Genomic DNA, 12,311 nt, shown 5'->3' with positions numbered 1-12,311 from the left:
GCAGAAGTCCACCGGAAGATATCGCCGCGGCGCCCACCCCGGGGTCCGCTCCCGTCGCCCGCGGCGGTCGCCACCACCACCGGTTGAGGGAGGTGCGCCGCGATGGCGCAGAAGAGTCACGAGAAGGGTGTCACCGGCGGCGCGCCGGTGGTGACCGAGCCCGGCAGGGTTCGCAACGTGGTGCTCGTCGGGCACTCCGGCGCGGGCAAGACCACGCTGGTCGAGGCGCTGCTCGCGGCCAGCGGCACGATCGGCCGGGCCGGCGCCGTCACCGAGGGCACCACGGTCTGCGACCACGACCCGGCGGCGGTCCGCCAGCAACGCTCGGTGAGCCTGGCCTGCGCCCCGCTGGTCCACCGCGACGTCAAGGTCAACCTGCTGGACACGCCCGGCTACGGCGACTTCGTCGGCGAACTGCGCGCCGGCCTGCGCGCCGCCGACGCCGCGCTGTTCGTGGTCTCCGCGGTCGACGGGATGGACGCCGCCACCGCCGCCCTCTGGGAGGAGTGCGCCGCGGTGGACATGCCGCGCGCGGTGGCGGTCTCCCGGCTGGACCACCCGCGTGCCGACTTCGACGAGGCAGTGGCGCTCTGCCAGCGCGTCTTCGGCGACAACGTGCTCCCGCTCTACCTGCCGATGCTGGGCGACGACGGCGAGTCGGTGGCCGGGCTGATGGGCCTGATCACCCGCCGGGTGTTCGACTACTCCGGCGGGCTGCCGCCGGCGGTGCGCGAGCCGGACCCGGAGCACCTGCCGGCCATCCAGGAGGCCCGCGACGAGCTGATCGAGGGGATCATCGCGGAGAGCGAGGACGAGACCCTGATGGACCGCTACCTCGGCGGCGAGCAGATCGACCCCGAGGTGCTCATCGCCGACCTGGAGACGGCGGTCGCCCGCGGCCACTTCTACCCGGTGGTGCCGGTCTGCGCGGAGACCGGCGTCGGCCTGGACGCGCTGCTCGACGGCCTGGTCTCGGCGTTCCCGTCGCCGCTGGAGCACGACCTGCCGGCGGTCACCGGGCTGGACGGCTCGCCCCGCCCGCCGCTGACCTGCGACCCGGACGGCCCGCTGGTCGCCGAGGTGGTCAAGACGACGGTGGACCGGCACGTCGGGCGCGTCTCGCTGGTCCGGGTCTTCTCCGGCACGCTCCGCCCCGACCAGGTGGTCCACGTGTCCGGGCACGGCCTGGCCGAGCGCGGCCACCCGGACCACGACGCCGACGAGCGGGTCGGGCACGTCTACAGCCCGCTCGGCGCGACGCTGCGCGAGGTGCCGGTGTGCGTCGCCGGTGACCTCTGCGCGATCACCAAGTCGGGCAGCGCGGAGACCGGCGACACGGTGTCCGCCAAGGACGATCCGCTGCTGATCGCGCCCTGGGAGATGCCCGAGCCGCTGCTGCCGGTGGCGATCGTGGCGCGCAGCCGGGCCGACGAGGACGCGCTGGCCCGCAACCTGTCCCGGCTGGTCGCCGGCGACCCGACGCTGCGCCTGGAGCGCAACCCGGAGACTCACCAGTTGGTGCTCTGGTGCATGGGCGAGGCGCACGCCGACGTGGTGCTCGACCGGCTGCGCGGCGGCGGCGTCGAGCTGGACACCGAGCCGGTCCGGGTGTCGCTGCGGGAGACGTTCACCGCGGCCTCCCGGGGGCACGGCCGGCACGTCAAGCAGTCCGGCGGCCACGGCCAGTACGCGGTCTGCGACCTCGAGGTGGAGCCGCTGCCCCGGGGCGCCGGCTTCGAGTTCGTCGACCGGGTGGTCGGCGGCGCGGTCCCGCACAACTACATCCCGTCGGTGGAGAAGGGCGTCCGGGCGCAGATGGAACGCGGCCTGGTCGCCGGCTTCCCGGTGGTGGACCTGCGGGTGACGCTCGTCGACGGCAAGGCGCACAGCGTCGACTCGTCCGACGCCGCGTTCCAGACCGCGGGTGCGCTGGCGCTGCGCGACGCCGCCGAGAAGGGCCGGCCGACGCTGCTGGAGCCGGTCGACGAGATCGTCGTCCGGGTGCCCGACTCCTCGGTCGGCGCGGTCATGGGCGACCTGTCCGGCCGGCGCGGCCGGGTGCTCGGCACCGAGCCCGATCCGGACGCCGAGGGCCGGACGCTGGTGCGCGCCGAGGTGCCCGCCACCGAACTGCTGCGGTACGCGGTCGAGCTGCGCGCGATGACCGCCGGCACCGGCACGTTCCGCCGCGAGTTCGCCCGCCACGACCCCATGCCCCCGCACCTGGCCGACCAGACCCTCAAGGAGTCCACCCCCCACCCCTAACCCCCACCCCCCTTTCAGGGACGCAGATTCACGGAAAGCGTGGCCATTCCGGGTCGGATGGCCACGCTTTCCGTGAATCTGCGCGGTGGTCCGCTGGGGTGGGGGTGGGTCAGGGGCGGACGGTGGGGATGGGGGGCATCGGCCAGTGCGGGCGGTCGGCGTCGCGGCGGGCGGCCGACCTGACCGCCGCGAGTTGGCGCTCGACCTCGGCGAAGTGGTCCGGGGCGAGCGGGCCCCGGGCCAGCGCGGCGGCGTTCTCCTCCACCTGGGCGACCGTACGGGCGCCGGGGATCGGCACCGCCCGGTCGCTGCGCGCCCAGATCCAGCCGAGCGCGCCCTGGGCCAGGGTGCGGCCGTCGGCGGTGAGCGCGTCCCGGACCGCGGCCACCCGGCGCAGCCACTCCGGGGCGGGCCGGCCGCTGCGGAACCACTCCAGCCAGGTCGGCCCGAGGCCGCGCACGTCGTCGCGGGGCAGTGTGGACTCCGGCGTGTACTTGCCGGTGAGCAGTCCCATCCCGAGCGGCCCCCGGGCCAGGCTGGCCAGGTCGTGCTTGTCGCAGGCGGCCAGCATGGCGGGGGCGTCCCGCAGCACCGACAGCGCGTGCTGCACGGCGGCGGCACCGTGGGCCACCTGGGCGAAGGCGCCGGCCCGGTCGGCCCGGTCGGTGCTCCAGCCGTACGCGCGGATCAGGCCGGCGGCGACCAACTCGTCCAGCGTGCCGACAAGCGCCTCGGCCCGGGGCAGCGGCAGGTCGCCGAGGTGGAGCTGATAGAGGTCGATCCGGTCGGTGCCCAGCCGGCGCAGCGAGTCGACCACCGCCCGGCGCAGGTACTGCGGCGAGGCGTTCTCGCCGGTGGCCTGCCGGGTGCGCTCGTCGAACGTGTAGCCCCACTTGGTGGCGATCACCGCCTCGTCGCGCCGGCCCGCGAGGGCCCGCCCGAGGACCCGCTCGCTGTGCCCGGCCCCGTACGTGTCGGCGGTGTCGAAGAGCGTCACCCCGAGGTCGAGCGCACGGCGGACGGCCCGGACCGACTCGTCGTCGTCGACCGCGCCCCAGCCCAACGGGCGGGCGCCCTCGGCCCACGGGCCGCCGATCGCCCAGCACCCCATGCCGAGCGCGCTCACCTCGATGCCGCTGCGGCCGAGCGGCCGCGTGCTGACTGCCATCGCCGAATCCTGTCACCTTCCCGGCACGCGCGGGCCCGTTCGTCACCGGGCGTACCGGAATATCGTCACTCTCCGTGACGCCAGCGGGGAAGCATCGCCGGGTGAACGACGCATACCGCAGAGTCATAATTATGACTCCTCGTCATATCGCTCCGGAGCGATCGTTCGTCGAGCGCCACACCGTCGAGCACCGCACGTCGAAGCGGGCCGGAACGCCGGCACTCGGCGCCCGGCGCCCGGCCGCGAACCGTGGGCCCGCAACGGCCGGGAGTCAGCGGGCGTAGGCCAGCAGCACCGACGCGTCCCGGCCCGGCCACGCGCCGGTGAGCCGGCCCGCCGCCGGCGTGTCGGCCGGCGTGTCGGCCGGGGCGGGCCGGCGGACCAGGGCCAGCTCCACGCCGTCGACGCGGATCACCGTGGGATCGCCGTCCACCACCTCGTCGGCCGGGCCGGCCGGCAGCGCGCGGTCGGTGCGGCTGCCCGACACGGTCATGCTCGGGGCCCGTACCTCCCGCTCGCCGTCGACCTCGAAGTGCTCCTCCGCCTGACCCGCGTCGGCGAGCACCGCGGCGGCCAACGCCGGCGGGTAGACCGGGTCACCGCAGGCGTCGTACACCCAGCGGCGGCCGAGCACCGAGTGCTCGACCACGCCGACCAGGAACCGCTCCGCGCCGGGCAGCGGGGCGCCCCGGTAGGTCAGCGGCACCTGGAGCACCGGCCCGTCGCCGGCGCGCACGAGCAGCGTCTCCATGCCGACCTCGCCGGCCGGATCGTCGAACCGGTAGGCCGCCACCCGGGTCACCGGCCCGTCGGCGCCGCCGGTGAACCAGGGCCGGCCGGGCAGCCACCCGGCGAGCAGCTCCAACTTCGAGGGGCGCAGTTCCGCGCGGTGCAGCAGGGCCATGCGCAAGATCGTACTGTCGAGGGGTGACCATCGGGTTTGCCGAGCCCGGTGGCGCGGGCACCACCGGGCCGGGAGGCGCGCATGGAGACGTCGGTGGATCAGGTCGACGAGGCGGCGCGGGTACGCCCGGCGCCCCGCTGGGTGGCGCCCACGTTCGTGGCGCTGGCCGTGCTCACCCTGCCCTGGATCGGCTACCTGGCGTTCACCCTGCCCCGGCACCAGGTCACGGTGCACTACCGGGCCGCCTGGGTCGGCTTCGACCTGGGCCTGGTGGCGCTGCTCGGGCTGACCGCCTGGCACGCGTACCGGGGAAACCGGCAGGTGGTGCTCGCGGCCGCCGCCACCGCGACCATGCTCGCGGTGGACGCCTGGTTCGACGTGACGACCACGCCGCCCGGGCCGGACCTGGTGGTGTCGGTGGTGCTGGCGGTGCTGGTCGAGCTGCCGTTGGCCGGGGTCTGCCTGTGGATCGCGCGGCACGGCGACCGGATGGTGCAGCGTCGGCTGCGTCAGCTCGCGGTCCGCGCGGAACTGGCCGCGGACCGGGCCGCGGCGGCCCAGCGGACCGCCACCGGGGCCCGCCGCCGACTCGCCCGGGTGCGGGGCCGGCTGCGCTGAGTCGGGCCGGTGCGGGGCCGGCCGCGCCGATTCGGGTCGGTGCGGGGCCGGCCGCGTCGAGTCAGGCGGGCCACGCCTCGGCGAGCAGGGCGCGGGTGTCGGCGAGCAACTGCGGCAGCACCTTGGTGCGGCCGATGACCGGCATGAAGTTGGCGTCGCCGCCCCAGCGCGGCACCACGTGCTGGTGCAGGTGCGCGGCGATGCCCGCACCGGCCACGCCACCCTGGTTCATGCCCAGGTTGAACCCGTGCGCGCTGGAGGTGCGCCGGACCACCCGCATGGCGTCCTTGGTGAACGCGGCCAGCTCGGTCGTCTCCGGCGCGTCCAGCTCGGTGTAGTCGGCCACGTGCCGGTAGGGGCAGATCAGCAGGTGGCCCGGGTTGTAGGGATAGAGGTTGAGCACCGCGAAGACGTGCTCGCCCCGGGCGACCACCAGGCTCTCCTCCGGCGGCCGGCCCGGGGCCAGGCAGAACGGGCAGCCGGTCGGCTTCTCGTACCCGCCCTCGGGCCGGTCGTCGCCGGAGATGTAGGTCATCCGGTGCGGCGTCCAGAGCCGGTCCAGCCCGTCCGCCAGGCCACTGTCCGTGTGCCGCTCCACCCCTGTCACACCGGCGATCCTACGATCCGCGCCCCACCTCCGCTGAACCGCGCCGCCGCTCAGGCGGCGCTGGGGCCGCTGTTGGTGCGGGACTCCGTCACCTCACGGACGTGCGCCACCGCCTCGGCCAACGGCACCCCGTTGCGCTGCGAGCCGTCCCGGTAGCGGAACGAGACGGTGCCGGCGGCCACGTCGTCGTCGCCGGCGATCACCATGAACGGGATCTTCTGCTGCTGCGCGTTGCGGATCTTCTTCTGCATCCGGTCGTCGCCCAGGTCGACCTCGGCCCGGATCCCGTGCCGCCGCAGCGTCGCCGCGAACTCCTCCAGGTAGTCGCCGTGGTCGTCGCGGATCGGGATGCCGACCACCTGCACCGGCGCGAGCCAGGCCGGGAACGCGCCCGCGTAGTGCTCGGTGAGCACGCCGATGAACCGCTCGATCGAGCCGAACTTCGCGCAGTGGATCATCACCGGCTGCTGCCGGGTGCCGTCGGCGGCCTGGTACTCCAGCCCGAAGCCCTCCGGCTGGTTGAAGTCGTACTGGATCGTCGACATCTGCCAGGTCCGGCCGATGGCGTCCTTGGCCTGCACGGAGATCTTCGGGCCGTAGAACGCCGCGCCGCCCGGGTCGGGCACCAGGTCCAGGCCGGTCTCCCGGGCGCACTCCTCCAGCACGGCGGTGGCGGTGGCCCAGTCGGAGTCGGTGCCGACGAACTTGTCCGGCCGGGTGTCGTCGCGGGTGGACAGCTCCAGGTAGAAGTCGTCGATGCCGAAGTCACGCAGCAGGCTGAGCACGAAGCCCAGCAGGTGCTTGATCTCCGCCGGCGCCTGCTCGCGGGTGCAGTAGGAGTGCGAGTCGTCCTGGGTGAAGCCGCGCACCCGGGTCAGCCCGTGGATGACGCCCGACTTCTCGTACCGGTAGACCGACCCGAACTCGAACAGCCGGATCGGGAGCTGCCGGTAGGACCGCCCGCGCGACCGGTAGATCAGGTTGTGCATCGGGCAGTTCATCGCCTTGAGGTAGTAGTCGCTGCCCTCCATCTCCATCGGCGGGAACATCGTGTCCTTGTAGTAGGGCAGGTGTCCCGAGGTGTGGAAGAGACCCTCCTTGGAGATGTGCGGCGTTCCGACGTACTGGAAGCCCTCCTCGATGTGGCGGGTGCGGACGTAGTCCTCCATCACCCGCTTGAGCACGCCACCCTTGGGGTGGAAGACCGGCAGGCCGGAGCCGATCTCGTCGGGGAAGCTGAACAGGTCGAGGTCCGCGCCGAGCTTGCGGTGGTCGCGCCGGGCGGCCTCCTCCAACAGCTTCAGGTACGCCTTCAGCTCGTCCCGGGTCGGCCACGCGGTGCCGTAGACGCGCTGGAGCTGCGGGTTCTTCTCCGAGCCTCGCCAGTACGCGGCGGCGGAGCGCATCAGCTTGAACGCGCCGATCAGCCGGGTGTTCGGCAGGTGCGGCCCCCGGCACAGGTCCGACCAGCAGACCTTCTCCTCGTTCGCGGCGAGGTTGTCGTAGATGGTCAGCTCGCCGCCGCCCACCTCCATCACCTCGGAGGAGTCCAGCCCTTCGCCCTTGACCTCGATCAGCTCCAGCTTGAACGGCTCGGCGGCCAGCTCGGCCCGGGCCTCGTCCAGGCTGGCGAAGCGCCGCCGGCGGAACCGCTGGCCGGACTTGACGATCTCCTGCATCCGCTTCTCGAGCTTCGCCAGGTCGTCCGGCTGGAACGGCTTGTCGACGCCGAAGTCGTAGTAGAAGCCGTTCTCGATCGGCGGGCCGATGCCGAGCTTCGCCTCGGGGAAGACGTCCTGAACGGCCTGCGCGAGCACGTGCGCGGTGGAGTGCCGCAGCACCTCCAGGCCGGCCGGGCTGTTCAGCGCCACCGGCTCGACGGTGGTCTCCTCGGCCGGCACCCAGTCCAGGTCGCGGAGCTGACCGCGCGGGTCGCGGACCACCACGACGGCCTTGGGCCCGGTCGTGGGCAGGCCGGCCGCGGCCACCGCGTCGGCCGCCGTGGTCCCGGCGGCGACGACGACGGGGTCGGCCACGGCGGGGGTACGGGGTGCGGACACGGTGACTCCTGTCGTCGACGGTACGGATCTGCCGGGGACCGGCCCCTGCGATGCTATCGGTCACCCCGACCACGCCGACGCCGACGCCGGCCCGCCGGTCACGACTTCCCCGCCGCGTTGAACCTTTCCGTCCTCCCGGCCGAACTACCGGGTGGGGCCGGAGCCGGAACCGGCCCCAGTCGACGAGGATGGGGACGACCATGAGGATGACCCGTCAGGGCCGGTGGGCGGCGTCGCTGCTGGCCGCCGCGCTGGCCGGCGCGGTGAGCTGGCCGGGCCCGGCCGCCGCCGCCGGCGTGACCGTCACGACCTCTCCCGGCGAGGTGCGCCAGGGCGACGCGATCGAGCTGTCGGTGGTGGTGCCCGCCGACCGCCCCGGCACCCGGACCAGCAAGATCGAGCTGACCATGCCGGCGGACGCGCCGATCGGCGAGGTCTATCCGCTGTCCGTGCCGGACTGGGCGCCGAGCATCACCACCCGCACCCTGGACCAGCCGGTGGCCGGCATCCACGCCGCCGAGCTGAACCAGGTGACGCATGCGGTGACCTGGCTGCGGGTGCCCGGCGGCGGCGGCGGGGCGGTCCGGCTGCCGCTGGGCATGGGCCCGATGCCGGCCACCGACCGGCTGACCTTCACCGTGGTGCAGACGTACGCCGACGGCACGGTGGTCCGCTGGGCGGACCCGGCCGGTGGCGCGCACCCGGCGCCGACTGTCGCGTTGCTGCCGCCGTTGTCGGGCGCCGCCCCGCACGGCGGCGACGCCGGTGCGGTCGGTGGCGCCGGTGCGGTCGGTGGCGCGCACGGCGGCCACGGCGCGCCGGGCGACCCGGCGCCGGCCGACGTGACCGCCGCGGCGCCGGCGGCCGACGACGGGCCGAGCGCGGACCTGCTGCTCGGCGGTGGCCTGCTCGCCGGCCTGGCCGGCGGCGGGGTGATCGGCTGGCTGCTCAGCCGCCGCCGGCGCGGCACCATGACCCTGTCGCCCGGACCCGACTCCCTCACCACGCACCGGAGCGCGACGGCCGACGGCGACGGCGTGACCATGGTCGAGCCCGTCCCCGTCGGCGGCGCGCGCCCGCCCGCGTGAACGCGCGGGCGTGTCGGGACGGCACTTCGTCGGCGTGTCGCGCCGCGGGGATAGTGAGTCCGCCAAGCGATATACCTCAGCGTCATAATTATGACGCTGAGGTATATCGCTTCGTCGCACCATGCCTCACCGGCCCGTCACTGACGGTGATGATGGGGCTGGCGGCAGCCGCCGGCGGCACCACGCGCGGGCGACACAGCGGACGTGACGGGCACGGGCGGCACAGCGGATGCGAGGAGCGTGACGGGCGCGGATCGGCGCCGGGCGCGCCCCGCCGGAGCGCCGACGGGGCGGGGTCAGGCCGGGGCGGTGAGCCAGCCGGGCAGCGGCTCGCGCGCTGTCAGCCAGCCCTCCGGGACGCCGCCGGGCGTGCCGACCCCGGCGTACGCGGCGACGACGCCGCCGACGATCGCGGCCGTGGTGTCCACGTCGCCGCCCGCCTCCACGCAGGCGCGGATCGCGGCCGGGTAGTCGGCCAGCGTCGTGGCGGCGACCCAGAGTGTGAACGGGACGGTGTCCTGCGCGGTGACCCGCGAGCCGTTGCCCACCGCGTCGACCACCTCGGCGGCCGGGTGACCGAGCAGCGCGACGGCCCGGCGTACGCCCCGGTGCACCTCGCCGGCCGGGTCGAGCGCGCCGGCCACGGCGGTGAGCAGGCGGGCCGGTTCGGGCCGGTCGCCGTCGAGGCGGGCCCGGGCGGCCAGCGAGGCGGCCACCGCCACCGCCACCGCGCCGGCGATCCCCTCGGGGTGCGCGTGGGTCACCTCGGCGCAGGCCCGGGCCTGGTCCGCGGCGCGCCGGATGGAGTCGGCGTGCCAGGCGCCGAGCGGGGCCACCCGCATCGCCGCGCCGTTGCCGCAGGAGCCCTGCCCGTCGAACGCCGACGCGGCGGCCACCGGCCACGGCGTGCCGGTGCGGATCAGCCGCAGGACGGTCACCGCGCCCGGGCCGTAACCCCGGTACGGCTCGCAGCGCTCGGCGAACGCCAGCGCCAGCCGGTCCCGGTCGATCCGCCCGGCGGAGGCCAGCTCGGCCACCACGGAACAGGCCATCTCGGTGTCGTCGGTCCACTCCCACGGCGGCGCGGGCAGCCGGCCCTCGGCGAGGTCGGCCGGGTGCCGACCGGGCACGAAGAACTGGGAGCCGAGCGCGTCGCCGACCGACAGGCCGGCCAGCGCGTCGCGGGCGAGCGTGAGGCGGGCGTCGGGGAAGAGGGTGAACGTCATCGCCGTTCCAGCTTGCCCGGTTCCCCGGCCTGCCGCAACGCGACCGACTTGCCACGCCGAGTACGGTGCTGACGTGGCAACCGTCCTGCTGGTCGAAGACGACCACGTCGTCCGCGGCGCGATGCTGCGGTCGCTGACCGACCGGGGCCACGCGGTGCACGCGGTCGGCACGGCGCTGGACGCGTTGCGCCGGGTCGCCGCGGAGACGCCCGACCTGGTGGTGCTCGACCTGGGCCTGCCGGACCTGGACGGCTCGGACGCGCTGCGGATGCTGCGCGGCATCACGGACGTGCCGATCATCATCGCCACCGCCCGCGACGACGAGCAGTCGGTGGTCCGGCTGCTGCGGGCCGGCGCGGACGACTACATGGTCAAGCCGTTCACCGGCGCGCACCTGGACGCCCGGATCACCACCGTGCTGCGCCGGGCCGGCCGGGCCAGCCGTACCGTGCAACCGGCCGTGCACACGGTCGGCGGCCTGCGGGTGGACGTGGGCGAGCGCAGCGCGGTGCTGGACGGGGAGGCGCTGGCGCTGACCCGCAAGGAATTCGACCTGCTGGCGTATCTCGCCGCGCGTCCCGGCCGGGTAGTGTCCCGGCGGGAACTCTTGGAGGAGGTATGGCGGCAGCCATCGGTCGGCGAGGACCAGACCATCGACGTTCACCTGTACTGGCTCCGCCGCAAAATGGGCGAGTCCGCGGCGAAGCCACGCTACCTGCGCACCGTGCGGGGGGTCGGCTTCCGGCTGGTGGCACCGGACTGAGGACGGCGCTGGCCTGGCTCACCGCCGGCATGTGCAGCCTGGTCGCGCTCGCCTTCCTCGTCCCGCTCGGGATCACCCTGTCGGACCAGTCCCGCGAGGAGAAGCTGGCCGACGCCGCCCGGCGCGGCGCGCTGGTCACCGGCGCGCTGGCGGTCAGCACCGACCCGGAGGTGGTCCGGCGGGCGGTGGCGGCCAGCGGGGACGACCCGGCGCTGCGGCCGGTCGTGCACGGCGTCGGCGCCGACGAGTCCGCCGGCCGGGCCGACTCCGCCGCGCTGGCCGACGCCGCCGCGCAGCGGCGCTCGGTGGTGACCGAGGTGGACGGTGGCGTGCTGCGGCTGGACCCGGTGGTGCTCGGTGACCGGGTGGCCGTGGTGGAGGTCTTCGTCCCCGACGAGGTGCTCGACGCGGGCAGCGGTGGGCGGTGGCTGCTGCTGCTCGCGGTGGCGCTGGCGCTGGTCGGCGCCGCGGTGATCGTGGTCGACCGGGTGGCGGCCCGGGCCGTGGACGCCACCGGCGACCTGGTCAAGGCGGCGCTCGCGGTGGGCGACGGCGAGCTGGGCGTACGGGTCGAGCCGGCCGGTCCCCGGGAGCTGGCCGAGGCGGGGCACGCGTTCAACCGGATGGCGGAGCGGCTGGTGGCGCTCCGCGCCGACGAGCACGAACTCGTCGCCGACCTGTCGCACCGGCTGCGCACCCCGCTGACCGCGCTGCGGCTGGACGCGGAGGCCCTGGAGTCCGACGACACCAGCATCGGCACGTTCAGCGAGGCGGAGCTGGACCGGCGACGCGGCATCCGGCGGATCCGGCAGGCCATCGTCACGCTGGAGGGCGAGGTCGACCAGCTCATCAAGACGACCCGCAAGGCGGTGAGCCAGGAGACCGCCCCGGCGTCCTGCGACGTCAGCGAGGTGGTGCGGGACCGGATGGTCTTCTGGTCGGCGCTGGCCGGCGACCAGAACCGGCCGCACCGGGTGGTCGGGGCGCAACTGCGCATCCCCGCGCCGGTGCCCCGGGCCGAGCTGGCCGCCGCGCTCGACGCGGTGATCGGCAACGTGTTCCGCTACACGCCGCAGGGCACCGCGTTCGAGGTGGCGGTGAGCCGCCGGGACGGCTGGGTGGCGATCCGGATCGACGACGCCGGGCCGGGCATCGCCAACCCGGACCGGGCACTGCGCCGGGGCGAGAGCGACAAGGGCTCCACCGGGCTCGGGCTGGACATCGCCAAGCGGGTCGCGTTGCAGGCCAACGGTTCGGTGAGCATCGACCGGGCCCGGCTCGGCGGGGCCAGCGTGGTGATGTTGCTGGCCGATCCGGACGCGGCGCCCCGGCAGGTCAACCGGTTCGGGCTGGTCGGTCGGATGACCCGGGAGGCCCGGGAGCCCCGCGCCGGACGGCGCTGGCCGCGCCCGCGCTGACCCCTGGTTGTGGGCCGGCGCAAGTTCTCCTTAGGAGTGGTTTAACGACCGCCCCGACACCGCCGCGAAATGCCAGGATCTCTGACAGAACCCATCAGTTCCGTCGGCCGGGACGCCCCGTAACACCTTCCGGCCGGCGGATCCGTGCGCGCGGCGGGAGTCCGGTCCCCCCACACCTCGCTCCCGTCGCGCGC

General features: G+C 74.9%; 10 protein-coding genes. 5 read left to right on the top strand and 5 right to left on the bottom strand.

Annotated features, from left to right (window positions below):
• The first annotated feature begins 102 nt into the window (after window positions 1-102).
• Window positions 103-2,265: an elongation factor G-like protein EF-G2 gene (locus tag OG767_RS12460; protein ID WP_405093542.1), complete on the top strand. Its 2,163-nt coding sequence runs from the start codon at window positions 103-105 to the stop codon at window positions 2,263-2,265.
• Window positions 2,266-2,374: 109 nt separating this feature from the next.
• On the opposite strand, the gene OG767_RS12455 is transcribed toward OG767_RS12460, so the two are convergent.
• Together OG767_RS12455 and OG767_RS12450 are read right to left on the bottom strand one after the other, a co-directional pair.
• Window positions 2,375-3,433, bottom strand: coding sequence for an aldo/keto reductase (locus OG767_RS12455; RefSeq protein ID WP_405093541.1), 1,059 nt, complete (start codon window positions 3,431-3,433; stop codon window positions 2,375-2,377).
• A gap of 271 nt (window positions 3,434-3,704) precedes the next feature.
• A complete protein-coding gene (locus OG767_RS12450) occupies window positions 3,705-4,337 on the bottom strand; it encodes a CG0192-related protein (protein ID WP_405093540.1) in 633 nt (210 codons plus the stop codon).
• An 81-nt stretch (window positions 4,338-4,418) separates the two neighbouring features.
• Here OG767_RS12450 and OG767_RS12445 point away from each other — a divergent pair, with 81 nt between their 5' ends.
• Window positions 4,419-4,955, top strand: a complete 537-nt coding sequence (locus OG767_RS12445; RefSeq protein WP_281939584.1) for a hypothetical protein — start codon at window positions 4,419-4,421, stop codon at window positions 4,953-4,955.
• Window positions 4,956-5,016: 61 nt separating this feature from the next.
• On the opposite strand, the gene OG767_RS12440 is transcribed toward OG767_RS12445, so the two are convergent.
• Both OG767_RS12440 and thrS read right to left on the bottom strand, forming a co-directional pair.
• The gene (locus OG767_RS12440; RefSeq protein ID WP_281939582.1) at window positions 5,017-5,562 is read right to left on the bottom strand and encodes an HIT domain-containing protein; all 546 of its coding nucleotides are present in this window, start codon (window positions 5,560-5,562) and stop codon (window positions 5,017-5,019) included.
• A 50-nt stretch (window positions 5,563-5,612) separates the two neighbouring features.
• Window positions 5,613-7,622, bottom strand: a complete 2,010-nt coding sequence (gene thrS, locus OG767_RS12435; protein WP_405093539.1) for a threonine--tRNA ligase — start codon at window positions 7,620-7,622, stop codon at window positions 5,613-5,615.
• Window positions 7,623-7,822: 200 nt separating this feature from the next.
• Between thrS and OG767_RS12430 the strand changes: the two genes are divergently transcribed.
• On the top strand, window positions 7,823-8,710 hold the full coding sequence (locus OG767_RS12430; protein ID WP_405093538.1) for a DUF1775 domain-containing protein: 888 nt from the start codon (window positions 7,823-7,825) through the stop codon (window positions 8,708-8,710).
• A gap of 296 nt (window positions 8,711-9,006) precedes the next feature.
• On the opposite strand, the gene OG767_RS12425 is transcribed toward OG767_RS12430, so the two are convergent.
• A complete protein-coding gene (locus tag OG767_RS12425; protein WP_405093537.1) occupies window positions 9,007-9,936 on the bottom strand; it encodes an ADP-ribosylglycohydrolase family protein in 930 nt (309 codons plus the stop codon).
• Window positions 9,937-10,009: 73 nt separating this feature from the next.
• On the opposite strand from OG767_RS12425, the gene OG767_RS12420 reads away from it, so the two are divergent.
• Window positions 10,010-10,699 carry a response regulator transcription factor gene (locus OG767_RS12420; RefSeq protein ID WP_107160748.1) on the top strand — a complete coding sequence of 230 codons (690 nt, stop codon included), beginning with the start codon at window positions 10,010-10,012 and terminating at the stop codon, window positions 10,697-10,699.
• Between the two features lie 29 nt (window positions 10,700-10,728).
• Window positions 10,729-12,117, top strand: coding sequence for a HAMP domain-containing sensor histidine kinase (locus OG767_RS12415; protein ID WP_199199906.1), 1,389 nt, complete (start codon window positions 10,729-10,731; stop codon window positions 12,115-12,117).
• Window positions 12,118-12,311 lie beyond the last annotated feature (194 nt).

Source organism: Micromonospora sp. NBC_01392 (genome assembly GCF_045040125.1).
Lineage (GTDB): Bacteria > Actinomycetota > Actinomycetes > Mycobacteriales > Micromonosporaceae > Micromonospora.
This window is presented reverse-complemented; position numbering and strand designations above follow the sequence as displayed.

Bases quoted from the DNA above. Each gene is read 5' to 3' on its own strand.
- OG767_RS12460 (WP_405093542.1), top strand. From the start codon at position 103: ATGGCGCAGAAGAGTCACGAGAAGGGTGTCACCGGCGGCGCGCCGGTG.
- OG767_RS12455 (WP_405093541.1), bottom strand. From the start codon at position 3,433: ATGGCAGTCAGCACGCGGCCGCTCGGCCGCAGCGGCATCGAGGTGAGC.
- OG767_RS12450 (WP_405093540.1), bottom strand. From the start codon at position 4,337: ATGGCCCTGCTGCACCGCGCGGAACTGCGCCCCTCGAAGTTGGAGCTG.
- OG767_RS12445 (WP_281939584.1), top strand. From the start codon at position 4,419: ATGGAGACGTCGGTGGATCAGGTCGACGAGGCGGCGCGGGTACGCCCG.
- OG767_RS12430 (WP_405093538.1), top strand. From the start codon at position 7,823: ATGAGGATGACCCGTCAGGGCCGGTGGGCGGCGTCGCTGCTGGCCGCC.
- OG767_RS12425 (WP_405093537.1), bottom strand. From the start codon at position 9,936: ATGACGTTCACCCTCTTCCCCGACGCCCGCCTCACGCTCGCCCGCGAC.
- OG767_RS12415 (WP_199199906.1), top strand. From the start codon at position 10,729: ATGTGCAGCCTGGTCGCGCTCGCCTTCCTCGTCCCGCTCGGGATCACC.